The 24,676-nt window shown below is 61.2% G+C and carries 24 protein-coding genes; 16 read left to right on the top strand and 8 right to left on the bottom strand.

The window, feature by feature from the left end; translation table 11 throughout:
• Positions 1-25 precede the first annotated feature (25 nt).
• Positions 26-1,606 (top strand): uracil-xanthine permease family protein, encoded by a 1,581-nt coding sequence (locus ACR3FE_RS06450; protein WP_458206261.1) that lies wholly within the window; start codon positions 26-28, stop codon positions 1,604-1,606.
• A gap of 131 nt (positions 1,607-1,737) precedes the next feature.
• A complete protein-coding gene (locus ACR3FE_RS06445; protein ID WP_458206260.1) occupies positions 1,738-2,073 on the top strand; it encodes a zinc ribbon domain-containing protein in 336 nt (111 codons plus the stop codon).
• Here ACR3FE_RS06445 and ACR3FE_RS06440 read toward each other — a convergent pair.
• Complete coding sequence (locus ACR3FE_RS06440) at positions 2,066-2,440, bottom strand: secondary thiamine-phosphate synthase enzyme YjbQ (protein WP_458206259.1); 375 nt, start codon at positions 2,438-2,440, stop codon at positions 2,066-2,068. The genes ACR3FE_RS06445 and ACR3FE_RS06440 overlap by 8 nt on opposite strands.
• A gap of 97 nt (positions 2,441-2,537) precedes the next feature.
• Between ACR3FE_RS06440 and ACR3FE_RS06435 the strand changes: the two genes are divergently transcribed.
• The 6 genes from ACR3FE_RS06435 (at position 2,538) to ACR3FE_RS06410 (ending at position 7,480) form a co-directional block, all read left to right on the top strand.
• Positions 2,538-2,798 (top strand): MazG nucleotide pyrophosphohydrolase domain-containing protein, encoded by a 261-nt coding sequence (locus ACR3FE_RS06435; RefSeq protein ID WP_458206727.1) that lies wholly within the window; start codon positions 2,538-2,540, stop codon positions 2,796-2,798.
• A gap of 50 nt (positions 2,799-2,848) precedes the next feature.
• Positions 2,849-3,325, top strand: coding sequence for a YbaK/EbsC family protein (locus ACR3FE_RS06430; protein ID WP_458206258.1), 477 nt, complete (start codon positions 2,849-2,851; stop codon positions 3,323-3,325).
• 150 nt (positions 3,326-3,475) lie between these two features.
• Positions 3,476-3,838, top strand: coding sequence for a DUF4149 domain-containing protein (locus ACR3FE_RS06425; RefSeq protein WP_458206257.1), 363 nt, complete (start codon positions 3,476-3,478; stop codon positions 3,836-3,838).
• On the top strand, positions 3,835-4,245 hold the full coding sequence (locus ACR3FE_RS06420; protein ID WP_458206256.1) for a GIY-YIG nuclease family protein: 411 nt from the start codon (positions 3,835-3,837) through the stop codon (positions 4,243-4,245). Before ACR3FE_RS06425 ends, ACR3FE_RS06420 begins: the two co-directional genes overlap by 4 nt.
• 59 nt (positions 4,246-4,304) lie before the next feature.
• Positions 4,305-6,407, top strand: a complete 2,103-nt coding sequence (locus ACR3FE_RS06415; RefSeq protein WP_458206255.1) for an acetate--CoA ligase family protein — start codon at positions 4,305-4,307, stop codon at positions 6,405-6,407.
• The gene (locus ACR3FE_RS06410) at positions 6,404-7,480 is read left to right on the top strand and encodes a phosphotransacetylase family protein (RefSeq protein WP_458206254.1); all 1,077 of its coding nucleotides are present in this window, start codon (positions 6,404-6,406) and stop codon (positions 7,478-7,480) included. The genes ACR3FE_RS06415 and ACR3FE_RS06410 overlap by 4 nt, the downstream gene beginning before the upstream one ends.
• 70 nt (positions 7,481-7,550) lie before the next feature.
• Here the strand turns inward: ACR3FE_RS06410 and ACR3FE_RS06405 are convergent, their stop codons facing one another.
• Positions 7,551-7,877: a hypothetical protein gene (locus ACR3FE_RS06405; protein WP_458206253.1), complete on the bottom strand. Its 327-nt coding sequence runs from the start codon at positions 7,875-7,877 to the stop codon at positions 7,551-7,553.
• Between the two features lie 208 nt (positions 7,878-8,085).
• Entirely contained in the window at positions 8,086-9,138 is a 1,053-nt protein-coding gene (locus tag ACR3FE_RS06400; RefSeq protein WP_458206252.1) for an NAD(P)-dependent alcohol dehydrogenase, read from the bottom strand.
• Positions 9,139-9,357: 219 nt separating this feature from the next.
• Here ACR3FE_RS06400 and ACR3FE_RS06395 point away from each other — a divergent pair, with 219 nt between their 5' ends.
• Together ACR3FE_RS06395 and ACR3FE_RS06390 are read left to right on the top strand one after the other, a co-directional pair.
• The gene (locus ACR3FE_RS06395; protein ID WP_458206251.1) at positions 9,358-9,951 is read left to right on the top strand and encodes a TetR/AcrR family transcriptional regulator; all 594 of its coding nucleotides are present in this window, start codon (positions 9,358-9,360) and stop codon (positions 9,949-9,951) included.
• Complete coding sequence (locus ACR3FE_RS06390; protein ID WP_458206250.1) at positions 9,948-11,417, top strand: MATE family efflux transporter; 1,470 nt, start codon at positions 9,948-9,950, stop codon at positions 11,415-11,417. Before ACR3FE_RS06395 ends, ACR3FE_RS06390 begins: the two co-directional genes overlap by 4 nt.
• Here ACR3FE_RS06390 and ACR3FE_RS06385 read toward each other — a convergent pair.
• Positions 11,414-12,364: a phytoene/squalene synthase family protein gene (locus ACR3FE_RS06385; RefSeq protein ID WP_458206249.1), complete on the bottom strand. Its 951-nt coding sequence runs from the start codon at positions 12,362-12,364 to the stop codon at positions 11,414-11,416. The two genes, ACR3FE_RS06390 and ACR3FE_RS06385, sit on opposite strands and share 4 nt — an antisense overlap.
• A gap of 186 nt (positions 12,365-12,550) precedes the next feature.
• Between ACR3FE_RS06385 and ACR3FE_RS06380 the strand changes: the two genes are divergently transcribed.
• Both ACR3FE_RS06380 and ACR3FE_RS06375 read left to right on the top strand, forming a co-directional pair.
• Complete coding sequence (locus tag ACR3FE_RS06380) at positions 12,551-13,336, top strand: rhodanese-like domain-containing protein (protein WP_458206248.1); 786 nt, start codon at positions 12,551-12,553, stop codon at positions 13,334-13,336.
• Positions 13,337-13,477: 141 nt separating this feature from the next.
• Entirely contained in the window at positions 13,478-13,690 is a 213-nt protein-coding gene (locus ACR3FE_RS06375) for a hypothetical protein (protein ID WP_458206247.1), read from the top strand.
• Here the strand turns inward: ACR3FE_RS06375 and ACR3FE_RS06370 are convergent.
• On the bottom strand, positions 13,687-14,784 hold the full coding sequence (locus tag ACR3FE_RS06370) for a CNNM domain-containing protein (protein ID WP_458206246.1): 1,098 nt from the start codon (positions 14,782-14,784) through the stop codon (positions 13,687-13,689). The genes ACR3FE_RS06375 and ACR3FE_RS06370 overlap by 4 nt on opposite strands.
• 181 nt (positions 14,785-14,965) lie before the next feature.
• Between ACR3FE_RS06370 and ACR3FE_RS06365 the strand changes: the two genes are divergently transcribed.
• The 3 genes from ACR3FE_RS06365 to ACR3FE_RS06355 all read left to right on the top strand — a co-directional run bounded on the left by ACR3FE_RS06365 (position 14,966) and on the right by ACR3FE_RS06355 (position 20,232).
• Positions 14,966-16,252: a S8 family serine peptidase gene (locus tag ACR3FE_RS06365; protein ID WP_458206245.1), complete on the top strand. Its 1,287-nt coding sequence runs from the start codon at positions 14,966-14,968 to the stop codon at positions 16,250-16,252.
• Between the two features lie 205 nt (positions 16,253-16,457).
• Positions 16,458-19,493 (top strand): MMPL family transporter, encoded by a 3,036-nt coding sequence (locus ACR3FE_RS06360; RefSeq protein ID WP_458206244.1) that lies wholly within the window; start codon positions 16,458-16,460, stop codon positions 19,491-19,493.
• Position 19,494: 1 nt separating this feature from the next.
• Positions 19,495-20,232, top strand: coding sequence for a TrmB family transcriptional regulator (locus tag ACR3FE_RS06355; RefSeq protein WP_458206243.1), 738 nt, complete (start codon positions 19,495-19,497; stop codon positions 20,230-20,232).
• A gap of 110 nt (positions 20,233-20,342) precedes the next feature.
• Here ACR3FE_RS06355 and ACR3FE_RS06350 read toward each other — a convergent pair whose 3' ends face one another.
• A complete protein-coding gene (locus ACR3FE_RS06350; RefSeq protein ID WP_458206242.1) occupies positions 20,343-20,597 on the bottom strand; it encodes an ATP-binding protein in 255 nt (84 codons plus the stop codon).
• A gap of 197 nt (positions 20,598-20,794) precedes the next feature.
• On the opposite strand from ACR3FE_RS06350, the gene ACR3FE_RS06345 reads away from it, so the two are divergent.
• Positions 20,795-21,793 carry a DUF7544 domain-containing protein gene (locus tag ACR3FE_RS06345; RefSeq protein ID WP_458206241.1) on the top strand — a complete coding sequence of 333 codons (999 nt, stop codon included), beginning with the start codon at positions 20,795-20,797 and terminating at the stop codon, positions 21,791-21,793.
• Here the strand turns inward: ACR3FE_RS06345 and ACR3FE_RS06340 are convergent.
• Both ACR3FE_RS06340 and ACR3FE_RS06335 read right to left on the bottom strand, forming a co-directional pair.
• Positions 21,790-22,236 (bottom strand): DUF7552 domain-containing protein, encoded by a 447-nt coding sequence (locus ACR3FE_RS06340; RefSeq protein WP_458206240.1) that lies wholly within the window; start codon positions 22,234-22,236, stop codon positions 21,790-21,792. The two genes, ACR3FE_RS06345 and ACR3FE_RS06340, sit on opposite strands and share 4 nt — an antisense overlap.
• A gap of 48 nt (positions 22,237-22,284) precedes the next feature.
• Complete coding sequence (locus ACR3FE_RS06335) at positions 22,285-24,603, bottom strand: DEAD/DEAH box helicase (RefSeq protein WP_458206239.1); 2,319 nt, start codon at positions 24,601-24,603, stop codon at positions 22,285-22,287.
• Between the last annotated feature and the right edge of the window lie 73 nt (positions 24,604-24,676).

Genomic DNA, 24,676 nt, shown 5'->3' with positions numbered 1-24,676 from the left:
AAGAACAGACCACGACTGAGAACACATGGCAGATACAACAGGCGACACGACATCGGATACGACGCTCGAAGAGGCGTCGTTCGTGGAGTACGGTATCGACGACAAACCACCGGTTCTGGAATCGGTCTTTCTCGGCTTCCAACACTACCTGACGATGATCGGCGCGAACATCGCCGTCCCGCTGGCGCTGGCGGGTGCGATGAAGATGCCGGCGGACCAGACGGCGCAGTTCGTCGGCACCTTCTTCGTCGTCTCCGGGCTCGCAACGCTGGCCCAGACGACGTTCGGGAACCGGTATCCCATCGTGCAGGGTGCGACGTTCTCGATGCTCGCGCCTGCGCTGGCTATCATCACCGTCATCGGCGGTGGTTGGCGCGTCACCCTGCTCGAACTACAGGGTGCAGTCATCGCGGCTGCCGCGGTGGAAGTGCTGGTCGGCTATCTCGGACTGATGGGGTGGCTGAAAAAGCACCTCTCGCCGGTCGTCATCGCGCCGACCATCGCACTCATCGGACTGTCGCTGTTCGGCGTCCCGCAGATCACCGACGTGAACCTCGCGGCTCCCGGCGCACAACAGAACTGGTGGCTCGTCGGTCTCACGCTCGGTCTCATCATCCTCTTCTCGCAGTATCTCGACAATCATCGAGCGTTCCGCCTCTTTCCGGTTCTGCTCGGCGTTATCGCGGCGTGGTTCATCGCGTTCGTGCTGTCGTGGACGGGATTCTACGCCCCCGGAACACCAGGCTACGTGGACTACGGACAGGTCGCAAATGCCCAGCTCATCCAGCCCGTAATGCCCCTTCAGTGGGGGATGCCCCGGTTCACGCTCCCGTACATCATCGGGATGTTCGCTGGCGTCGTCGCCTCGATGATAGAGAGTTTCGGCGACTACCACGCCGTCGCCCGCCTCTCGGGTGTCGGCGCACCGAGCAAGAAGCGGATCAACCACGGCATCGGAATGGAGGGTGTCGCCAGCGTCTTCGCCGGAATCATGGGAACCGGAAACGGTTCGACCTCCTACTCCGAGAACATCGGTGCGATCGGTCTGACCGGGGTCGCCTCGCGGTACGTCGTCCAGATCGGCGCGGTCATCATGCTCTTCGTCGGCTTCGTCGGCTACTTCGGTCAGCTCGTGGCGACCATCCCCGGCCCCATCGTCGGCGGGTTGTTCATCGCCATGTTCGGACAGATCGCCGCGGTCGGCTTATCGAACCTGAAGTACGTCGACCTCGACTCCTCGCGGAACCTCTTCATCGTCGGTCTGGCCCTGTTCGCAGGGCTCGCGATTCCGGCGTATATCGGAAATATCGGTGCGGGAATGGAACAGGGCGGTGCCGAACTGTTCCAACAGGGGATGGCGAACGTCGCGGTGCTCGGTCCAGTGCTCGGTAGTGACCTCGTTTCGAACACGCTGTACGTCATTCTCGGCACCGGTATGGCGGTCGGTGGCATCGTCGCGTTCGTCCTCGACAACACCGTCGAAGGCACCCGAGAGGAGCGCGGACTCGAAGCGTGGGAGGCCATCACGGAAGACGAAAGCGACTTCCAGAGCGCCTTCGAGCGATTCGGCTCCAGTGGCGGTTCCGACCCGACGAAGGCTGACTGAGTCGCGCCCGATCTTTTGCTGTTCTTATCAACGATCCGCCCATAGCTCTCACTGCTCTCACCGAGGAACCACCCACAGTCTTTTATTCTCACCAATCGTGATTACTGGTAGCACGCACCAGCGATAATTCTATGACGGCAAACGAATCGGAGACCACGACGGAATCGCCAACCGACGACCCTGCAACCAACGACTCATCCCCAGAAGACCCAGAATCTCCGACCGACGATGGAGAGGAACAGAACGACGAGTCGGAGATAGAAGCACTCCGTGACGAACTCGAAGCGACGAAAGAACGACTCCGCGCCGTCGAGCGAAATCTGCGATGGATGGCTCAACAACAGGCTGCAGAGACTGGGAAGAGTATCTGTCCGCAGTGTAACTCGGGCGGTGCGCTGACGGTCGAACGAACCGCGACCGGAAAGAAGAAAGTCCAGTGTACCAACTGCGGCCAGCGGTTCATCTGACGACGACCCGGCGCGTCCGCGGGCCGTCGCAGTCCACGAACAGTATCGACTGCCACGTTCCCAGTTGGAGATCGCCATCCTCGACAGGAATCGTCACGTGCTCACCGAGCAACATCGACCGCAGATGTGCGTCCGCATTATCGTCCAATCGGTCGTGCTGGTAGTCCGCTCCTTCGGGAACCAACCGTGACAACGCGTCTTCGAGGTCGGTGAGCAGGCGACCTTCGTTCTCGTTGACCACCACCCCGGCGGTGGTGTGAGGAACGAAGACGGTGCAGGTGTCGGCATCGTCCCCGACCCCTTCTGCGACCCGATCCGTGATATCGACGATGTCCACGCGCTTCGAGGTGCTGACTTCGAATTCCATACCGTGACTTCGACCCGTGATGCCTAAATCCCCGGCCTGAAATGAAACATACATGAAATAACAACAGACTGTCGCGCGGTTTTGCAGGGAGCACGACCTGGATGCGCCGCCCGCCTACCGACTCCTCGACCTCGCGTCGGAGGTCGGTGAACTGGCGAAAGACGCGAACGAATCGACCGACTATGGCGCGGATCCCGACGCGATAGCCGTCAACGCTGACGAGGTGGGCGACGCGTTGTTCGCGCTCCTGTCGCTCGCCGAATCGCTGGACATCGACGCCGGAGCGGCCTTGACCGAAGCGATGGCGAAGTACGAATCTCGAATCGAAGCCACAGGCGAGGCTGGCTCTGGACAGTAACGCAAGGAGAGTACCGTGAGAAATTTACTCCATCGAGGAGTGGTGACCCCATGCACGAGCGAGCGCGAGAGTTCAGCGAGCGTGCCGACGAGGAGTACGGTTTCGAGGTCGACGTTCACGAGTTCTCCGAAGGAACGAAGACCGCCGAGGACGCCGCCGACGCCATCGGCTGTGATGTCGCCCAGATCGCCAGCAGTCTCGTCTTCCGCACGGGTGACGAGCTCGTCGTCATCGTGACCAGCGGGGCGAACCGAGTGAGCGAGGCGAAACTGGCCGCCATCGTGGGTGTGCCGGAATCCGAGGTCGGAATGGCCGACGCTGGCGTGATTCGAGAGACGGTCGGCTGGTCTATCGGTGGCGTGCCACCCTTCTGCCACGAGGCCGACCTCCCGATGTTCATGGACGAGACGCTCACGGATTTCGAGACGGTGTGGGCCGCCGCCGGAACGCCGGAAGCCGTCTTCCCGATATCGCCCGAAACACTGCGTGAGCTCTCCGGAGCGACCGTCGCCGACGTGAGCGAGTGATCGAAATCTCCGCCACCGAGTGAAAGAAACCGAGGTGATCGAGCAATCGAAAGGCCGATTTTCGTGCCGTTCTATCGGTCTCCTATGAGCCTCTTCGGAACGGCGCTGCTGGTTGTCGTGGACGTGACGCTCAGGATCTGACTCGGGAGCATGATATTCTTCTCGTTCATCGGCGCGCCGACGACCTTCGACGTGCTTGACGATGCTGCCGGGCAGGTGGTGAACGCCATCTTCCCGAAGTATTACGCCTTCGGTCAGATACTCGGATTCGTCGCTTTTGCCGCAGCCTTCGGCGCGCGAAGTGAGGGGGTATTCGACCCGAATCAATCACTCGCGATCTTGATTCTGCTACTGGTCGCGCTTTCCGCAACCCTCTACTCCCGAGCGGTGCTCATCCCGAAGATGGAGGACGCAGGGGAGGACGGTTTCGCACAGTACCACAAGCAGTCGGTTCTGTTGAACGGGATGACGATGCTCGCAGTCGCAAGTGGACTGGTGCTCTCACACCTATGAAAGGCACGTACACCTTGCTGATCGAACTCGTCGAACCTGCAGTGATCGAGTTCGGCGCGAAAGGCGTTCGAACCCTCGACTCCGGCTGGTTCGCCTACACGGGAAGCGCCTTCGGGTCGGGTGGCTTCTCGCGCATCGACCGGCACGAGCGCGTCGCATCAGGCGACCTCGACGTTCGGCACTGGCACATCGACTACCTGCTCGGTCATCCCGCCACCCGACTCGTGGCCGACGTGCGGACGCCGGACGAAGACGTCGAATGCGAGGTTGTTCGGGGAATCGACGCTGAACCGGTAGCCGGTATCGGAGCGTCGGACTGCGACTGTGACACCCATCTTCAGTTCACACCCGACCGTGACACCCTCGTACGGATGGTTCGCCGAGCGCACGACTGCGTCGGACGATGATTCCCGCGCACCGAGACGCGGGCACTACTTTTAATCCCGTTCTCGCTGATTTCCAAACGATGGGTAACCGTGCACTAACAGACCTCTTCGCGCCGTCACGAGTTGCCGTCGTCGGTGCCTCCGAAACCGACGGCTCCATCGGTCACGCTATCATGGCGAACATGGTAGCAGACTTCGACGGCGAGACGGTGCCCGTAAATCCGAACCACGACGAACTGTTCGGCCTAGAATGCTATCCTGACCTCGCTTCCGCCCCGGATATCGACCTCGTAGTGGTCGTCGTCCCGGCGCACATCGCGATCGACGTGGTGCGTGAAGCGGGTGAGGCAGGCGTGCAGAACGTCGTCGTCATCACTGCCGGGTTCGGCGAAACGGGACGCGAAGGAGCAAAACGAGAACAAGAACTGCAGGAAGTCGCAGCCGAATACGACCTCAACGTCGTCGGCCCGAACAGCCTCGGGGTGTTGAGCACGCCCGTCGGCATGAACGCGACCTTCGGCCCGGACAACGCCTTGTCGGGGTCGATATCGTTCATGAGCCAGTCGGGAGCATTCATCACCGCGGTGCTCGACTGGGCCAACGACCAGGGACTGGGCTTCAAAGACGTGGTATCGCTCGGAAACAAGGCCGTACTGGACGAGACGGATTTCGTCCGGGCGTGGGGCGACGACCCCGAGACGGACGTGATACTCGCCTACCTCGAAGGTGTCGAGAACGGCGAGGAGTTCATCTCGGCGGCCCGCGACGTGACCGACCACACGCCGATCGTGATGGTGAAATCCGGTCGAACCGAGGCCGGGGCGCAGGCCGTTTCGTCGCACACGGGGACGCTGGCAGGCAGTGACCGTGCCTACGAGGCAGGGCTGGAACAGGCAGGCGTCTTGCGAGTGGACAACGTTCAAGAACTGTTCGACTTCGCCCAGATGCTCGCCGGACAACCCCTGCCCGAACGAAGCGACGTGGCGATCGTCACGAACGCAGGTGGGCCGGGCGTGATGTCCACCGACGCTGTCGGCGATTCGAACCTCTCGCTGGCGTCGTTCTCCGAATCGACGCTCGACGCGCTCTCGGAGGCCATGCCGGACGAAGCGAACATCTACAACCCCATCGACGCCATCGGGGACGCGGACTTGGACCGCTTCCGCGATGCGATCGACCTGGCGATGGGCGACGAGAACGTCGGCGCGACGGTGGTGCTCTCCGCACCGACGGCAGTTATCGACTACCGCGAACTCGCGGAGACGATCGTCGAACTACAGGAGAAACACGAGAAACCGGTCGTCGCAGCCCTGATGGGTGGTGGCCGGACGGAAGACGCGAAAGAAGTGCTCGGCGAGAAGGGCATCCCGAACTACTTCGATCCAGCACGTGCGGTTCGGAGCCTCGACGCGCTCGTCACGTACAAAGCGATCAGCCAGCGCGAGTACGAAGAATCGACCGCCTTCGACGTGGACAGAGAGCGTGCAGAAGCGATCCTTTCGCGGGCGAAAGAGCGCGGCGACAACCGCCTCGGCGTGGAAGCGATGGGACTCCTCGATGCCTACGGAATCCCGACGCCGGAGGGCAGTATCGTCGATACGCCGGAAGACGCGGTGGCTACCGCACAGGATATCGACGGGGACGTGGTGATGAAGATCGTCAGTCCCGACATCTTGCACAAATCCGACATCGGCGGGGTGAAGGTCGGCGTCTCGAACGAGGACGTGTACGACGCATACGAAGACCTCGTCACTCGAGCACGCAACTACCAGCCCGACGCGACCATCCTCGGCGTGCAGGTACAGGAGATGGTCGACCTCGATTCGGGCACCGAGACCATCATCGGGATGAACCGCGACCCGCAGTTCGGCCCGCTCTTGCTGTTCGGACTCGGCGGCATCTTCGTGGAGGTCATCGAAGACACCACGTTCCGTGTCGCACCCGTGAGCGAGCGCGAAGCCCAGGAGATGGTCGACGAGATAGAGGCCGCACCCCTGCTTCGGGGTGCGAGGGGCCGCGACCCTGCCGACGTGGACGGTGTGGTCGAAAGCCTCCAGCGCCTGTCACAACTCGTCACCGATTTCCCTGCGATCCTCGAACTGGACGTTAACCCCCTCGTCGCCACGCCAGACGGCGTGCGCGCGATCGACATCAGACTGACCGTGGATACGGACGAACTATGAACACGATACTCGTCACCGGAACCGAAGATAGCATAGGCAAGACCGCCGTCTCCCTCGCACTGGCGCGACTCGCACAGGAGCGTGGGCTGTCGGTGGGCTACATGAAACCCAAAGGAACCCGCCTCCAGAGTCACGTGGGCAAGACGTTGGACGAAGACCCGATGCTGGCCCGCGAACTGCTCGGACTGGATGCGGAGATGCACGAACTCGAACCCGTCGTCTACTCGCCGACCTTCATCGAGCAGGCCATCCGTGGCCGCGAGAACTCGGACGAACTCCGCGAACAGATCCGGACGAGCTTCGAGTCGCTGGCCGAAGGCACCGATCTGATGATCGTGGAAGGCGGCGGCAACTTCACGACGGGCGGTATCGTCAACCTCACCGACCCCGAGGTCGCCGACTTGCTCGACGCCGAGGTACTGCTCATCTCGCGCTACGAGAAGGGAAGCGACGTAGACGATCTGCTCGCCGCCGTCCACGACGTCGGCGAGCGACTCTCCGGTGTCCTGTTCAACGGGGTGGCGAACACGGTCTTCGACCCGCTCGAAACCGACGTGGTTCCATTCCTCGAAGAACGCGGCATCCCCGTCCTCGGCGTCGTTCCGCGCCAGCAAGACCTCGCGGGCGTTACCGTAGGTGACCTCGCGGCAGAACTCAACGCCGACTTGCTCACGGACGCCGACACCGACGCCTTCGTCGAACGTTTCCTCGTCGGTGCGATGAGCGGCGACAAGGCACTACGCCATCTCCGCCGGACGAAAGACGCCGCCCTCATCACCGGGGGCGACCGCCCGGACCTGCACACCGTCGCGCTGGAAGCGCCCGGCGTGAAGTGTCTCATCCTGACCGGTGGCTTCCGCCCGCCGGGAGCGGTCATCGGCAAGGCGGAGGAGAAGGGCGTCCCCATCCTGCTCGTGCAATCGGACACCCTGACGACCATCGAACGCGCCGAAGACGTGGTTCACAGCGGTCGCACCCGCGACGAAGAGACGGTCGAGCGGATGCAGGAACTCCTCTACGACCACGCCGACGTAACGGCGCTGGTGGGTGAACCGGAGATAGACGAAGAGTAAGGACGCGTCGTCTATCGATCAGGCCCGTTTTCGGTGAAAAGCGATCAAAAAGGTGTGCGAATCGGTTCTACTAATCCGCGTGCTGTGCTCCCGAGTATCGAGAAGAGTGCGAACTTCGAGTGGACTTCGATTCGGGTTCTGACTCGGACGTCATGTTGAGTGGGTGGGGCGAACGAAGTACCGCGATGAGGCTCCACATGATTCCCGTGAGAAGCGACCCGGCGGCAGAGAGACTCATCCCGAGGGTGAAGAACGCGGTTCCGTAGATGATACCGATAGTCGCGGACGGAAGCGAGGTACCGAGCGGGATGTTCGCCATCGAATCGCGGAGGGTGGGCACGAGAACGAGGAGCGAGAAGACGCTCCCGGCGAGGAAGACGATATCCTGCCACATCATTCTCTTACCTCCACTGGTGTCGTTGTTTGGAAGGGCATCTTTCTCATCGAAACATCGTAGGAGAGTGCAGTTAATAAGTCTTACTCACTTCCGAGTAAAAATTTCTGAGAGAGTGTGACACGGTAACCTTCGGCTCACAATTCTAGCTATCTCACCTCACGCAAACCACGACGCAATCTGGCGATTCTGTATCGACGACCCCCGGTTACTACCGGCTGGCGCGCTTCGACGACCCCGGTATCGTAATCATCCCTTTCACCGTCTCAACGTCCATCGCTCGCTCGAACGCCTCGCTTATCTCGTCGACGCCCGATTCGAAGTCCACGATTCCCTCGACATCCACGACGCCGTCCGCCAACAGGTCGATGGCGGTGGGGTAGGTGTTCCGGTAGCGAAACGAACCAGATACGTCGAGTTCGTTGTCGATGAGTTCGCCAGTGTCGAGCGGAATCTCGTCGTCCTGCGCGAGACCGACGAGTACGATGGTTCCACCCCGTCGAACCGCGTCGATGGTCGTGCGAATCGCCGGAACAGCACCGGAGGCTTCGATGACCACGTCCACTCCCTCACCATCGGTGAGGTCGGTGACCGCCTCGGACAGATCGCGCTCTCGCACGTCGATGGTGGCGTTGGCACCCCGCGATTCGGCGAGACGAAGTTTTTCGGGTACCACGTCGGAGACGAACACCTCGGTCGCACCAGCGGCGCGAACTGCCTCCATCGCCAGCAGTCCGATCGGCCCGCAGCCGGTCACGAGCACCGAGTCACCGACGCCGACGTTCCCGCGGCGGGCGGCGTGGATGCCGACGCTCAAGGGTTCACAGAGCGCGCCCTCGCGGAGCGACACCGACTCCGGTAATCGGTACACGAAGTCGGCGGGCCACGCGACGTACTCCGCGAACGCGCCATCGTCCGGCGGGGTCGCCATGAACGTCACGTCCGGGCAGAGGTTGTACTCGCCGCGCTTGCAGTGTGAACAGCGCCGACAGGGGACACCCGGTTCGAGTGCCACGCGGTCGCCGGATTCGATGTCGGTTACCTCCGCGCCCACTTCGACCACCTCCCCCGCACTCTCGTGTCCAAGCACGAGCGGCGATTGCACCACGTAGTCGCCGATCCGTCCGTGTTCGTAGTAGTGAACGTCCGACCCACAGATGCCGACCTCGCGCACCGCAACGAGCACTTCGTCCGCGTCGGGCGTCGGTCGCTCGCGGTCTTCGATCCGCAATCGTCCGGGTTCGTCCAGAACAGCTACTCGCATACGTCGTGGGTTGTGGGTGCAGGAACGTGAACGTTGAGCCCGATTCGCACTGTCGCACGCTGGTTGTACTGGTTTGTACTATTTTCTACTGAAATGTACTGGACACGACCGCTCTACGGTTCGGAGATGTATCCTCGTCACAATACGAGAGATGACAGTGTAGTCGTCGTTCTCCGGAAACCGAACGTACTTACGCGATCCTGACTGACTAGTCAGTTAATGACTCAGCGGAGCGATGCGTCGGACACCCGCGAATCCATCATGCGTGCAACGTACTGCGCGCTCTGTGAACACGGGTACGCTGACCTGACGATGCAGGACATCGCCGCGGAGTTCGAGAAGAGCAAATCGCTCATCCACTACCACTACGAGACGAAAGAAGACCTCTTCGTCGCCTTCCTCGACTACCTGTTAGACCACCTCCACGAACACGTCGAGACTATCGAGAGCGACGACCCCGCGGAACGATTACGGGAGATACTCGGACTCCTGATGTCCGGGCCGTCGGACGGCGAGAACCGGGATTTCCACATCGCTCTGTTCGAGATCCGAGCGCAGGCACCTTACAGCGATGCCTACCGCGAGCAACTCCGGCGAAACGACCGGTATCTCCACGACCTCGTCGCAGACATCGTCCGCGACGGCATCGAGCAAGGGAAGTTCGAGCCGATCGACCCCGACGAGACGGCCACGGTCTTGCTAGCCGCCATCGATGGGGTACGGATTCGGCGCGCCACGCTCGGTGTCGACGACAGGACCGACGTCGTCGACGACTTGCTCACGCGGTATCTCGGCCAGGGGGCCCGGGAATGAACGCGCAGGATTTCGAAGTGAACCTGACGGAGGGGCGACTGCTGAAACCCTTGCTCGTGCTCTCGTTTCCCATCGTCCTCTCGCAGTTGATGCAGGTCGCCTACAACCTCGCGGACACGTTCTGGGTGGGTCGGCTCGGGCAGGACGCCGTGAGTGCGCTCTCGTTTTCGTGGCCGCTCGTCTTCCTCATGATCTCCGTCGGGGGCGGGTTCACGGTGGCCGGTACCGTCCTCGTCGCGCAGAACAAAGGTGCGGGCAACCACGACCGCGTCGACCACCTCGCGGGCCAGACCATCGCGTTCGTCATCGTCGTGGCGATGGCCTTCTCCATCTTCGGGTGGCTGTTCGCACCGCAGATGCTCACGCTCATCGGGACGACGCCCGGCACGGACGTCCACGCCTTCTCCGTGGAGTACACCCGCGCGATCTTCCTGGGCGTTCCGTTCGTGTTCGGCTTCTTCATCTTCCAGGCGCTCTTGCGCGGGTGGGGCGACACAACGACGCCGATGTTCCTCATGCTGTTCGGCGTAGTCATCAACGTCGTGTTAGACCCCTTCTTCATCCTCGGCTTTCAGGGGAATCCCCTCTTCGAGTATCTCGGCCTGATGGGACTCCAGACCACGCTCTATCAGGCGACCGGCTTCACCGGGTTCGGTGTCCAGGGTGCTGCGATAGCCACCGTCCTCTCGCGCGGTATCGGCGCACTCGTCGGATTCGGCCTGCTCTTTTCGGGACGGGTCGGCATCCACCTCTCGCTGGACGACCTCATCCTGCGTGCCGAGTCGGTGCGGAAGATCGTAGAAATCGGTGCACCGACGAGCGTCGAACAGAGTACTCGGGCGCTCGGAATCACGGCCCTCACCGCGCTCGTCGCACTCGCCGGAACCGACGCGGTCGCCGCATTCGGTATCGGAAATCGCCTCACTTCGCTGGTGTTCCTCCCCGCACTCGGGCTCGCGCAGGGCACCGAAACGGTCGTCGGTCAGAACCTCGGCGCGGGGAACGTCTCGCGTGCGAAACGTGCGGTCTACCTCGCAACGGCACTCATCACCGCGGTTCTCGCCGTCGTTGGTGCCATCGCGTACCTCTTCGCGGAACCGATCACGAGCATCTTCATCACTGGCGATGGGGCAAAACAGGTGATCGAGATCGGTGGAGACTACCTTCGGATCATCGGCCCGACATTCTTCGGCATCGGCGTCTTCAGGATCGTCTCGGGTGGATTCCGCGGCAGTGGCAGCACTCGGGTGGCAATGATGCTTTCGATCCTCTCACTCTGGGTGTTCCGACTTCCACCTGCCTACGCATTCCTCGACTGGTATGGGATGGGAGCGTCGGGCATCTGGTACGGCGTGGCGCTCTCGAACGTACTGACCGCCATCGTCTCGGTCGCGTGGTTCCTCCGTGGAACGTGGACGGAATCGGTGGTCGAACCGTCACGGAAAGCGACCCTCGCCGACGACTAACGTACCGGGAGAGCGTCCCGACGTTCGAACTCGGTATCGTGGCGTTCCGGTGTGAAGCCGGAACTCACGGTTCGGAAGACGGTCTCCGGGTCGCGCGTCTTCCGCCAGTGCCAGCGCGTGCGAGCGAGAAGCGAGAGCTTTCGCAGGGTGCCAAGCGACGGTTCTCGGGAGAGCACGTCGTACTGCTGCGCTCGAATCACGCGATGATAGTCCGCGTAGAGCACCGCGGCGAGGAGGACGGAAAACTGGCAATCGGTGGGGAGATACTGGATACCGGCGACCCCGTCCCAGTACAGCGATTCGGCCCGCCGAAGTTCGTCACGCATCGCGGCCGCGAACCCCTCGGAGAACTCCGACCGGCGGATCTGTTCGTCCGTGACGCCGTGGCGGTCGAGCGTCGTCTGGGGCAGGTAGATCCGATCCCGGTCTCGGATGTCTTCGCGCACGTCGCGCAGGAAGTTGGTCAACTGGAACGCCTCGCCCAGTGCCGTCGCGTGGGGGCGGGCGCGCTCGGGATCGTCCGCGCCCATGATCGTGAGCATCATCCGCCCGACCGCAGCCGCTGACCCGTCCATATACGTCTCCAGTTCGGTGTAGTTCGCGTAACGCGATTTGTCGATATCCGTTTCCATCGCGTCGATGAACTCACCCACCGATTCGTCCGCGATGCCGTGCGATTCGCGGAGTTGCTGGAACGCTTCGAGGACGGGGTTTTCGGGGTCCGTTTCCCCGAGCGCCTGTGCTCGAAGGGATTCGAGTCGTTTCGCCTGCGCCTCCGCCGGAACACCGTCGGCGTCGTCGACGACTTCGTCGCAGATGCGAAAGAACCCGTACAACACGTACGTCGGGTGGCGGATGCGCTTCGGGAACAGTTGCGTGGCGAGGTGAAACGTTTTCCCGGTTCGTCGCTGTATCGATCTCCCCATCCGTACCTGTGTGTCTGTCATTGCATACCAGTCCGGAAGTAGACGAACCTAGGCTGGTGCGTAAAAAAAGCACGATGCCAAACCTGTTCGGGGTTCCGTGGCACTGGGTGCGACTCTCCGGTACTTTTGTACTTTTCTTCTCCGCTTCCTAAGAAGAAAACAACATAATAAAGTTGATACCGAGTGGGTCACTACGGAGAGATACCGATGAACAGACGGACGTTTCTTGCGACGAGTGCCGTTTCCGTCGCAGGAGTGAGTGGCTGTCTCAATCAAGGCAGTGGATCTTCGAGTGGCTCATATCCCACACCTGAAGACGGTGACACCGACGGCTACCCCCCGGAGTTCGATAAGAAGCCGAAGAAGCTGAACGTCGATCCCTCGACGTTCGAAACCAACGCACAGGATGGCGAGAACGTTCCACTCGCACCGCTCTCCGTAGTGTACAACTGGTACAAGCGTGGCGAGGCCCGCATCGTGGACGCACGCGGGACGAAACAGTACAAGACCTCACATATCTACGGTGCAGTGCTCAGCCCAGCACCAGGTGTCGAGAAACTCAGTAATGATCCGGTGACGGATTGGCCCAAAAAAGACCGCATCGTCTGCTACTGTGGCTGCCCGCACCATCTCTCATCGATGCGCGCGGCCAAACTCATGAAGAACGGCTACGAGAACGTCTTCGTCATCGACGAGGGCTACTGGGCGTGGCACGAGAAGGGCTATCCGATTCGCGGCCAGAAAACGTCGTACAACCCGCTCGCGTACGTCATCGACGGGGTCGTCGACCCGGCATACGTGGGTGGAACGGCCTGGGCGCGTCACCTCTCCACCGGCCAGAACGAAGCGACCGATATCCTCGGCGATGGCACGTACTCGATGCACATCAAGTTCCACGACGTGACCCCCGATAGCGTTATCACGGTCGAAACACCAGAATACGAGATCGAGGGAACGATAGCCGAACTCTCGTCGCGGGTCATCACTGGCTGAGATCTCCGCGGGAGTCATCACCGGTCCACGTCTCCGCAGGTTCATATCTGTCACTTAAATGTCTTCTTTTAGTCATCATTCGGATGAGACGAGCGACGTTTCTCAACCTTTATAATGGTTGTAGTGAGTGACCGGTACTCAATGATACGGTGTAGTCAGGACGGCTGTGGCTGGGTCGCCATCGCGCCTTCCGAGCAGGCTGCGTGGAAACAGTACGAATCTCACATCATGCGTGAACACGTCGAGACGGTCGAGATGGACGTTCCCGAGGGATGTATCCAGGTTCGGACGGACGACGGAGAGTGGAAGACGATGTCTGCCGAGGAAGCGCGCAAGTTTTACAAGAAGGATTAAGCTGCGAGTTCCTTGTCTAGCGGATCTTCTAAGTCGCCGAGAACAGCTTCGAAGGCATCCGTCGCGGTCACCAGTCCGACCACGTCGTTTCCGTCGAGCACCAGCGCGAGCTCCTGATTCTCGACCTGAAACAGGTCGATGACGTCGCTGACGCTGGTGTCTGCGGCGACCGTCAACGAGTCGTGCGCGATGTCGGTGAGCGTCACGTCACCCGATTCGAGTTCTTCGTAATGACTGATGACCGCCGGTGCGTAGACGTTTCCGCGGTGCTCGTCCAGTGAGCCGTCGATGAGTGGATACCGAACGAGTGGACTCGATTCCATCCGCTCCAGATTGTCCTCGATGGCGTCCTCGGTGGAGAGGGCGATGATGTCCTCACGGGGGACGACGATATCACGGACGGGAACCATCCCGATCTGAAGGGCGGCGAGAACCTCCTCTTCGCGTTCCTGGGAGATGTCGTCCACCTGAGCGAGTGCGTCACCCATCTGGCGGTGGAGGTCGGCCCGACTGACGATATCACGGTCGCCATCTTCGCCCCCTTCTCCCTCTTCGGCTTCCGTCCACGAGCGCGTGATTTCGACACCGAACAGCCCGAGCAACCCTTTGGCGGCTTTGTCGGCCACGACGATGACGGGGGACATGAGCTTCGTCCACCAGTAGAGCAGACCGGAACCGTATCGGGCGGCGAACTTCGTCCGCTCGATACCGAGATACGTCGGGGCCTGTTCACCGACGATGACGTGCAAGAGATTGATGAGTGCGAGCGCGAGGATCGCCGAGAACGCGTGTGTCGAACCCGAACCCATCCCGACCGCCTTCAGAATCGGATTGAAGATCTTTGCGACGGCGGGTTCGGCTACCACACCCAATCCAACGCTCGCGATGGTGATCCCTAACTGACAGCCGGAGAGATAGATTTCGAGTCGGTCGGTCATATCCCACGCCCGGCGGAGCCCGGTCGAGTCTTCGAACTCGCTTGCGTCGAACTGTCGAACGCGCGTCATAGCGAACTCGATGAGAACGAAGTAGGCATTCATCAGCAAGAGAAACACGCCACCGAAGAGCCGAAGCACGGTCAAAACGTCTACCATTGTCCACTTCTAATCCGGGAACCCTCCTAACTTTGATGGAGGGGTGAAAGTCGTTGGTAGGTTCGTTCACATCATTTAAACCGGTACGTTGGTGGCGAATACTTTAGATACTAACCTATTAAAAAATATGTTGTATATTACAATAGTAACTATTATAATATCAGAACTTATGTAAAGTGTTGTGTCGAAACAAACAAGGCAGTCATTTCTGAAGGTGAGCGGTACAGTACTGGGTGGCATTGCAGTCGGTAGCACTGTCACGGCGGCAGAATCGACGGAACGGTTCATCGTCAAGTCGAACGACGTTTCCACGTCCGACCTCGACGCAAGTGGTGTCGAAGTCGTCCACGACCTCAGCGCGGTCGACCTACTGGTCGTCCGCGGAACCGAATCGGACGTACAATCGCTCGGTGGTGAGTACGCGCCGGATCTGGTCTACTCGCTCGACCTGCCGACCCCGGAATCGCCGATCACGCAGGAAAAATCGGCGACGGACGAGCCGTACTATCCGATCCAGTGGGACAAGCAGGAACAGAACATCCCGGAGGCACACGAAGTCACGCGCGGTGAGGATACTCGTGTCTCCGTCATCGACACGGGTGTCGACGCGAACCATCCCGACCTCGCGCACGCGGTGAACACCGATCTGTCGCGCAACTTCACGGACGACGGTGGCGATTACACCGACTCACACTACCACGGCACGCACGTAAGTGGTATCATCGCGTCCAGCGACCAGAACGAATTCGGCGTCGTCGGCTCTGCACCCGGTACCGACCTCGTCGCATGCAGGGTGTTCGAAGCAGAGGGCGGTGCTTCATGGGGCGACATCCTCGCTGCCATCCTCTACAGCGTCGAAATCGGGTCGGATGTCGCGAACCTCAGTCTGGGTGCGTACCCGGTTCCGCGGAACGAGGACGGATTCGGGGAGTTCTACGGCAGCGTCCTGACCAAGACGATGGCGTACGCACGCCGAAACGGCATGCTCGTGGTCTGTGCTGCAGGTAACGACGCAGCAGACCTACAACACGACGGTAACGTCATCAGCGTCCCGAACGAGGCGTCCAACGTCATGAGCATCAGCGCCACCGGCCCGATCAGCTTCAATTGGGGCGACGCAGGTCTCGAAGAACCGACCTACACCCCGGCCAAGTACACGAACTACGGGACGAACGCCATCGACGTGAGTGCACCCGGCGGAAACTACGACGCGAACTTCCCAACTGGTTGGTACTACGACCTCGTGTTCAACACCATCCCAATGTCGTACGGTGGCTACGCGTGGCTTGCAGGAACGAGCATGGCGTCGCCGCAGGTCGCGGCTGCTGCAGCACTCGTCAAGAGCGTCAACCCGGACTTCAGCGCGAGCCAGGTTCGCAGACAGCTCTGCAACACCGCGAATGACGTCGGAGACAAGGAGTACCACGGCCACGGTCATCTCGACACCAACGCCGCAGTTCGAGAATAATGACACACTACCGCACTTCTTTCGACGAAATCGCTCGAGTGATAGCGGTTGCTGGATCGAATCGTCGAGCGTTCATTCTGCCCGGCTTACGTGTCTGGCAGTTCGTATCATACGACGAAGAGGAACCTCCATCTTTTTGGTGGCGCTGTCAGTAGTATCCTACCAACAACATGGGTAGCTACGATCCACGTTCCGGAGGTCGTCGATGAGTCTTCTGGAACGATTGTTCGAGAACGTCACAGCGCATAGTCGCGTGGTCATCGCCGTGCTGCTCGTCCTGACGGTACTGGTCGGGGCAGGTGCGCCGATGGTGGAGCAGTCGTCGTCACTCGACCAGTTCCAGAGCGACAGCGAGGCGGCGAAGAAACTCGACTACATCGAGTCGAACTTCACGACCGGACAGGAGAACACGACGGTCGTACAGGTGATCGTCCGTGGGGACGACGTGCTGTCGAAAGACGCGCTCGTCAACTCGCTCGAACTCCAACAGCGACTCCGCGAGAACGAGTCGGTCAACGAGACGTTGGCAACCGAAACGCCGACTGCTGGCGTCTCGAACGTCATCGCGATCACCGCGATTCAACGGGAGAAGATCGCGGGGATTCGCGCGGATGGCGCGAAACTCCAGCAACGGAACCAACAACTGAACCAGACAGCAGCCCGACTGAGCGATGCCCTGAATCGGACGCGGGGACTGCAGCAGCAGTACGACCAGTTGAACGCCTCGAGGCGGGCAGGCAACGTCGACAACGAGACCTACCGCCAGCGTGCTGCAAAGATAGAAACCCAACTCGAACAGGTTCGCACGAACGCAACGACCGGACTCACTGCGAACCAGTCGGCGACGTTCAACCGAGCAGCGAAACAGGCTCGTGGGCTGCAAGCGCAACTCGACCAGTTGAACGCCTCGTATCAACGAGGTGATATCAACCAGAGCACATACCAGCAGCGTGCAGGCGAGGTTCGGTCGCAGTTCCAGCAGGTGTACAAACTCGGCACGCAGGGGGTGCTGGCGAACGAGTACGAGCAGCTTCAAAAGCAAAGTAAGGCGCTGAAAGAGCGGCAGGCCGCCCTCAAGAACGCCTCGATGCCGACGCTCGCCGAGCAGAAAGAGCAGCTGCGCTCGATGAACGAGTCGGAGATAGAGGACGTGACGAAGACGGTGCTCTCGGAGAACGCCAGTTCGAACGGGATGTCGAGTCAGGCGTTCGCGTTCATGCCGACCTCCTACGAACCCGGTAGCACCGAAGCGAACGCGACGATGATCATCGTCTTCCAGAAACAGGAGACGCAGTCGGTACAAGGGATGGCGACGACCGACCTGGTGGAGACCCAGAAAGCGATACAGACCATCGCACACGACGAACTCGACCGTGAGGCGATCGTCTTCGGAAGCGGTATCATCAGCGAGGAGATCGACCAGTCGATGGCCGACAGTCTCGCTATCGTCGGCCCGCTGGCCCTGCTGTTCGTCGTCCTCACCCTGCTCGTCGCCTACCGCGACCTGCTCGACATCCTCCTCGGTATCACGGGCATCGTCGCAGTTCTGGTGTGGACGTTCGGCTTCATGGGATGGATCGGTATCACGTTCAACCAGATCTTCATCGCCGTGCCGGTCCTGCTCATCGGGCTATCTATCGACTACGCGATCCACGTGTTCATGCGCCACCGGGAGGAGCGCGGCGAACACCCCGGCGAAGACGTCCGTGGGTCGATGCGCGTCGCCCTCGTGAGCGTGGGCGCGGCCCTGACGTGGGTGACCGCGACGACGGTCATCGGCTTCCTCTCGAACATGGTCAGCCCGCTGCCGCCGATACAGGACTTCGGTATCGTGAGTTCAGTCGGTATCGTGGCGGCACTCCTCATCTTCGGTGGGCTGATCCCGGCAATCAAAGTCGAACTCGACTCACTACTCGAATCACGTGGCTTCGACAGGAAGAAGCGAGCGTTCGGTACCGGCGGTGGCCTGCTCGGACGCACGCTCTCGATGGGTGCCGTCGCAGCGCGGAAAGCGCCGATCGTCGTCATCGTCCTCACGCTCCTCGTGAGTGGGGCAGGTGCCTACGGCGCGACGAAAGTCGACACCAGCTTCGCACAGGAGGATTTCCTCGCGGAAGACCCACCGGGATGGACGAAGCAACTGCCGGAACCGTTCAAACCCGCCGACTACTCGGCGAAGAAGCACCTCGACTACGTGAACGACAACTTCGTCCGGGAGGACTCACAGGCCCAGATACTCGTCCAGGGTGACGTGACCCGTGACGACGCACTCGAACAGGTACAGCGGGCACGCACGAGAGCCGCGAAGAAGAACGCGACCCTCGTCCTCTCGAACGGCGAACCCGAGGTCACGAGTCCGCTCTCGGTGATGGAACAGGTCGCGGCACAGAACGAGACGTTCAATGAGACGTTCGTTGCGGCGGACACCGACGGTGATGGTGTCCCCGACAAGAACCTGAAGAAGGTCTACGACGGACTGTACGCCGCCGCCCCCGAGGAAGCGGCAGGAGTCGTCTACCGCGAGGACGGCGAGTATCGCGCCCTCAGGATGACGGTTTCGGTGGAAGGTGGTGCATCGAGCGCCGCAGTCACCGAACAGATGCGCGACGTGGCCGATTCGTTCGAGGGACTCGAAGCGACCGCCACGGGGCAATCCATCGTCTTCGAGATCGTCCAGAAGCAACTGCTCGACACGGTTATCCAGAGTCTCGTCATCACGATGCTCGCCGTGTTCGCGTTCCTGATGTTCACCTACCGCATCACGGAAGGCAGTGCGACTCTCGGCGCGGTCACACTGCTGCCAGTCCTGTTCAGCGTGACGTGGATCTTGGGAACCATGTATCTGCTCGGCATGCCGTTCAACGTCCTGACGGGCATGATCACCAGTCTCACGGTCGGGTTGGGTGTGGCGTACAGCATCCACCTTTCGGAGCGGTACAACGTCGAACTCGAACGACGCGGGTCGGTGTGGGATGCGATGCACGTCAGTCTCACCGGAACCGGTGGCGCACTGCTCGGCAGTGCCGCGACCACGGTCGGTGGCTTCGGCGTCCTCGCGTTCGCCATCCTCCCGTCACTCCAGCAATTCGGCATCATCACGGGGCTGACCATCATCTACGCCTTCCTCGCCAGCGTGCTGGTGCTCCCGAGTCTGCTCGTCGTCTGGACGCGCTATCTCGGGCCAGGCGCTCGCGGAACCCTCGCAACCGAGTCGACGACCCCTGCACCGGGAGAGGATTGAGATGGACGAGGACGACGCCATCGATGCACTGACCGACCTCGGCCTCTCGAACTACGAGGCCAAGGTGTTCGTCGCCCTCCAGAAGTTGGGGACGGGGACGGCCAGAGACATCCACGGCGTCACCGACGTGCCACGCTCGCAGGTGTACGGCGCGGCGGAGAACCTCCAGGAACGTGGCCTCGTAGAGGTTCAACAGTCGAAGCCGATCCAGTATCGACCGGTCAGTCTCGAAGCCGCGAAAACCCATCTCCGAGATCGTTTCGAACGAACCCAAGAGCGAGCGTTCGACTATCTGGAACGCGCACAAAACGAGTTCGGAGAGGGGGACGAAGAGCGCGAAGACGTGTGGACGGTCGATGGACGCGAAGTAGTCAGCAGTCGTATCGAGCAGTTGGTGGAACAGGCCGAGTCGAGGGTCGTCTTCGGCGTCCACGACGCCTCCCTGTTCACGCAGCAGATCGCAGATGTACTCCAGGCACGAGCCGATTCGGGAGTCGAAGTTCTCGTCGTCGCTGACGACCCGGCGGTCCGAGACCGATTTGGCGACTTGCCGGTCATCGATCTGCCGGACGGTCCAGAGGAAGAACGCGCTGGCCGGGTGTTGGTCGTCGACGGTGATACCGTCCTCATCAGCGTGCTCGGTGATAGTGAGACGGCGATCTGGAGTTCACAGACCGGATTCGCGGCGATACTCAGCCAGTTCGTAGACGCGCGACTCGAAAACGCCACGAGAAACTGATTCGGCACCGCTTTCGGGCGACACCGGTAGACGTCGGATCATATCGGCGGCAGTTCGACGACGAACACCGCCCCACGAGGCTCGTCACCTTCGACCCGGACCGTGCCGCCCTACTGTTCGACAAGATAGAGACCGATTCCGGTTCCCGAACTGCTTATCCCCTGCTCGCCGCGCCCGAAAACGTCCGCTCTCCGGGTGTCCGAGTCGCCCGGCCCGTTGTCCGCGATGCGAATGCCGATGATAACACTCCGAACCTCGGCGTCGACCTCGACTCGCGGAGCGCCGGAGTTGTTGTGCTGTACTCTATCGTTGAACAGGTTGCTGAACACGGACGAGAGCATGTTGTTCGCCTGCACCTGCGCCACGGGAATACCTTGATAGGAACGTCTATTCTCTAATATTCGACCTCAGTGATGAGTTATAGATATGATGAGAAATCAGTGAAATTCAGTCTGACCTGACGATAGTTTTTACCAGCCGGCTCCTCACCGCGATTCCGTGACGTATTGCGGCGACGTCATCTGCACGACAGTTTAAATATCAAGCCGCCAAATCGTCCGGTATGCCGTGGTACGCCGTCGAAGCCCTGGACGATGCTATCGAGACCACGAAAGCCCTCTTGCTTCCCGTGGAAGTGCGGTCGTGGCTGAAACTCGCTATCGTCGTCTTCTTCCTCGGTAGCGCGAGCGTATCGCCACCGTCGGGTGGCGGCCCGCAGTACACCGTCGGGGCGAACGAACCGGTTCCGGGTGATCTGCCGATTCCGACCGACACCGTTTTCGCTATCGTCCTCGCTATCGTCGCTATCGGTCTGCTGGTCGTCCTGCTCTTTGCCATCGTCGGATCGGTGATGGAGTTCGCGTTCGTGGAGTCGCTTCGCACGCGGGAAGTTCACGTCAGGCGGTACATGAGCGACCATCTCGGACAGGGATTTCGTCTCTTCGGCTTTCGGTTCGTTCTCTTCCTCCCGATACTCCTCTCTATCGTCGGGCTGGTTCTGGCGTTCGTTCCGGCGGCCATTGGTGACGTGCCGAGCGTCACCATCGGACTCCTGGTGTTCATCGTCCCGGCCATCATCCTGCTCGGCATCTTCGTCGCACTGATCGATGGCCTGACGAGGAACTTCGTCGTCCCGGTGATGATACTACGAGGAGGTGGTGTCCTCGCAGGATGGCGGGCATTCTGGCCGACGCTTCGGGACCAGTGGAAACAGTACGGAGTGTACGTCCTGCTTCGCTTCGTCCTCACTATCGCTGCGGGGCTCGTCGTCTCGCTCGTCGGTGGTGTCGTCGCTATCGTCCTCCTGCTCCCGTTCGTCGTCCTCGGCGGACTGCTGTTCGTCGGGTTCGGTGGCCCTGCCGCATTGATGGCAAGTCCGAGTCTCGTTGCGGTAGCATCCTTCGGAATCCTCGCGCTGGCGTACGGCCTCCTCTTCCTGTTCGCACTGGCCGTCGTTCGGGTTCCGGTGCAGGCGTATCTCGGGTACTACGCCCTGCTCGTCCTGGGTGATTCGAATCGGGAGTTCGACCTCATCCCAGACCTTCGAGAAGAGATTCGCTAGAGTTTCGAGTCGAGTTGGCGGGAGACCGCATCGTCCCCGACGGGGCCGTTATCCCGAGCGAGGTGAACGAGCGGCGCGTTTTCCATCTTCAGCCATTCTCCTTCACCGTCGCTCGCGGCGGTAACCGAACGCTGGGTTTGGGGAAGTCCGTTCGCTCGGGTACCCGTCGTTCGTTCCCGCATCCCCGCCATCTGGAGCGGTCGTGGTTGCTCTTCGGTGACGAGGAACCGATGGCATGGGACGTCCGGGTCGTAGTTTCGCAGGGCGTCCCGATACTCGCGAGCGAGTTCGGCGGCCCGAGTCGCATCGTCGTGGTTCTCGAATCGCGTTCCAGTGATCGGCATCGGGCGCTCGCCCGTGTCGGCACATACGACGGAGAACTGTCCACTATCGTCGGCCAATCGCTCGATCTCGCGCCGTGTTCGTCGGAGGGTCTCGTCCATGTTTAGGCTAACCTAATCTCTTTTAGGATGGCCTAAAAACGTTGCGACTCATCCCGTGAGAACCGCGAGAAGGTGAAACGCGAGGGCTTTGTCGAGGGGGTCGTTCGCGTTCCCGCAGTGAGGTGACTGCACACAGGACGGGCAACCGGTTTCACAACCACAGGAACGGATCATCGTTCTCGTATTCCGCATGAGCGATTCGACCGTCTCGTACCCTTCGCGGGTCAATCCGACGCCGCCGGGATAGCCGTCGTAGATGAAGATGGTGCTCACGCCGGTATGGGGGTGGAGCGGCGTCGAGAGCCCCCCGATGTCCCGGCGGTCACAGAGCAGTTCGAGCGGGAAGAGCGAGATCATCCCGTGTTCTGCAGCGTGGATCGCCCCGCCGAAGTCGCCGTCCATCTCGCGCAGTTCGCGCTCCAGGTGGTCGGGTATCGTGAAGTAGAGTGCCTTCGTCCGAAGCGTGAGTTCGGGCAGGTCGAGTGACTCCTGTCCGAGGTTCTCGTCGCGTTTCGCGTTTCGCCGTTCGAAACCCGTGATTCGCTTTCGCATCGTCACGTCGGCAAAGCGAACGACACAGTCGTCGTGGGTCGAGAGCGTCTTCTCCTGGAGGTCTTCTTCGACCGTTATCTCCTTCTCGTGGAGCGTCTTCGTGTGGTAATCCGCCCACGTCGGCGAGAGTTCGGCCACGTCCCGAGACAGGTCGAGGTCGACGACCTCGTAAGACTGTCCTTGTTGGTGATAGATGGCACCGGGATGGGCGTCGTTCAGGGCATCGCTGAAGGGGAGGGAAGCAATTACTTCGTTGTGAGAGCGGTCAAGAAGGTCGATCTCCCGTTCGTCGATGGTTCGCAGACTCATCTCGTGTTGGGGGCTTCCGTCGCCGTCGTACACCCACCTGATTCCGCTACTGGTCTGGCGGCGTTCGAGGTCTCCCCGTGATTCGAGGTCGGTGACGAGGCCGGAAAATCGCTCGCCGAAGTACGCCTCGTCGTCGGGTGAGAGCCACATCTCGCGGGCGGCAGACGTGATGTGCGCAGGGAGCAGTTCCTCGTTCTCCGGGTTCACGACCGCCCGCTCGGGGTCGGCCGCGAAGAACTCGTCCGGGTTCGCCATCAGGTACTGGTCTAACTGGTCGTTCCCCGCGACGAGGGTGACGAGACTGGGGTCGGTTCCCCGACCTGCGCGTCCGGCCTGCTGGAACGCCGCCATCCGCGTTCCGGGATAGCCGTCGAGCAAGACGGCGTCGAGTCCACCGATGTCCACGCCGAGTTCGAGCGCGTTCGTGCTCCACGCGCCTCGAACATCGCCTGAGTGGAGACCGTCTTCGAGTTCTCGGCGTCGGTCGTTCCGAAGGGCGGCCTGATACGCGGCGATGTCCGACGCGATGTCGTGCTCCCCTCGACGTCTGAGTTCCTCCGCGCTCTCCATCGCGTAGCGTTCTGCGGCCTGTCGCGCACGGGTGAACACCAGCGTCTGGCAGTCGCGAGTTACGAGGTCGGCGAACAGTCGCTTCGACTCCCCGTGATTGGATTTGCGGCGCTTTGCCCCGCCGTACCGGTCGTCTTCGTACTCGGGGGGATTCCACAGCAGCCAGTGGGTCGCCCCCGTCCTGCTGGTGTTCTCGTCCACGAGGTGGAACGACGATTCGGGCTGGCTGGTCACCGCGCTGGCGTGTTCGACCGGATTGCCGATGGTCGCAGAACAGCAGACGAACTGCGGAGACGCGTCGAACCGGTCGCAGATACGGGCGAGTCGGCGCAACACGAGGGAGACGTGGCTGCCGAAGACGCCGCGATACTCGTGAACCTCGTCGATGACGACCGTCTCCAACCCCTTGAAAAACCAGTCCCAGAGTCGATGGGCGTAGGGGAGGAGTGCGTAGTGGAGCATGTCGGGCGTCGTGAGCACGACGGTCGGCTGGCGGCCGCGCACTGCTCGCTTTTCGTTCCTGTCGAGTCGGCCGGTGTACTGTGCGACCGACACCCGACTGCCGAAGCCCAGGTCGCGGGCGAGTTCCGCCAAGGTCTCTTCTTGATCGTTGATGAGGGCGTTCTGCGGGCCGATGTAGAGGGTGCGCCCGCCGTGGTCCATCGCTCGCTCGAACGCCGGAATCGTGTACGCGAGACTCTTCCCGCTCGCGGTCTGGGTGGCGATGACGACGTTCTTCCCGTCACGAACAGCTTCGACCGCCTCGGCCTGATGGCGATAGAGGCGTTCGATACCCCGGTCGTGAAGGGCCGATTCGAGACGAGATTCGAGGGGAACGTCTCGGAATTCGCCCTCATCGCCCGGGAGCGTCTCGTGGCGGGCGATCTGTCCCTCGTAGTAGGGTCGCCCGCGGAGCCAGTCGATAGTGTCCTGCACTGGACTGGTGTTGGGAGTGCAACGTCTAACCGGTTTCGTCGTCTGATGACGGTATCTTGCTTCGCCACGCGTC

Source organism: Haladaptatus rarus (assembly GCF_054177585.1).
This window is presented reverse-complemented; position numbering and strand designations above follow the sequence as displayed.

Bases quoted from the DNA above. Each gene is read 5' to 3' on its own strand.
- ACR3FE_RS06450 (WP_458206261.1), top strand. From the start codon at position 26: ATGGCAGATACAACAGGCGACACGACATCGGATACGACGCTCGAAGAG.
- ACR3FE_RS06445 (WP_458206260.1), top strand. From the start codon at position 1,738: ATGACGGCAAACGAATCGGAGACCACGACGGAATCGCCAACCGACGAC.
- ACR3FE_RS06440 (WP_458206259.1), bottom strand. From the start codon at position 2,440: ATGGAATTCGAAGTCAGCACCTCGAAGCGCGTGGACATCGTCGATATC.
- ACR3FE_RS06430 (WP_458206258.1), top strand. From the start codon at position 2,849: ATGCACGAGCGAGCGCGAGAGTTCAGCGAGCGTGCCGACGAGGAGTAC.
- ACR3FE_RS06425 (WP_458206257.1), top strand. From the start codon at position 3,476: ATGATATTCTTCTCGTTCATCGGCGCGCCGACGACCTTCGACGTGCTT.
- ACR3FE_RS06420 (WP_458206256.1), top strand. From the start codon at position 3,835: ATGAAAGGCACGTACACCTTGCTGATCGAACTCGTCGAACCTGCAGTG.
- ACR3FE_RS06415 (WP_458206255.1), top strand. From the start codon at position 4,305: ATGGGTAACCGTGCACTAACAGACCTCTTCGCGCCGTCACGAGTTGCC.
- ACR3FE_RS06410 (WP_458206254.1), top strand. From the start codon at position 6,404: ATGAACACGATACTCGTCACCGGAACCGAAGATAGCATAGGCAAGACC.
- ACR3FE_RS06405 (WP_458206253.1), bottom strand. From the start codon at position 7,877: ATGATGTGGCAGGATATCGTCTTCCTCGCCGGGAGCGTCTTCTCGCTC.
- ACR3FE_RS06400 (WP_458206252.1), bottom strand. From the start codon at position 9,138: ATGCGAGTAGCTGTTCTGGACGAACCCGGACGATTGCGGATCGAAGAC.
- ACR3FE_RS06395 (WP_458206251.1), top strand. From the start codon at position 9,358: ATGACTCAGCGGAGCGATGCGTCGGACACCCGCGAATCCATCATGCGT.
- ACR3FE_RS06390 (WP_458206250.1), top strand. From the start codon at position 9,948: ATGAACGCGCAGGATTTCGAAGTGAACCTGACGGAGGGGCGACTGCTG.
- ACR3FE_RS06385 (WP_458206249.1), bottom strand. From the start codon at position 12,364: ATGACAGACACACAGGTACGGATGGGGAGATCGATACAGCGACGAACC.
- ACR3FE_RS06380 (WP_458206248.1), top strand. From the start codon at position 12,551: ATGAACAGACGGACGTTTCTTGCGACGAGTGCCGTTTCCGTCGCAGGA.
- ACR3FE_RS06375 (WP_458206247.1), top strand. From the start codon at position 13,478: ATGATACGGTGTAGTCAGGACGGCTGTGGCTGGGTCGCCATCGCGCCT.
- ACR3FE_RS06370 (WP_458206246.1), bottom strand. From the start codon at position 14,784: ATGGTAGACGTTTTGACCGTGCTTCGGCTCTTCGGTGGCGTGTTTCTC.
- ACR3FE_RS06360 (WP_458206244.1), top strand. From the start codon at position 16,458: ATGAGTCTTCTGGAACGATTGTTCGAGAACGTCACAGCGCATAGTCGC.
- ACR3FE_RS06355 (WP_458206243.1), top strand. From the start codon at position 19,495: ATGGACGAGGACGACGCCATCGATGCACTGACCGACCTCGGCCTCTCG.
- ACR3FE_RS06345 (WP_458206241.1), top strand. From the start codon at position 20,795: ATGCCGTGGTACGCCGTCGAAGCCCTGGACGATGCTATCGAGACCACG.
- ACR3FE_RS06340 (WP_458206240.1), bottom strand. From the start codon at position 22,236: ATGGACGAGACCCTCCGACGAACACGGCGCGAGATCGAGCGATTGGCC.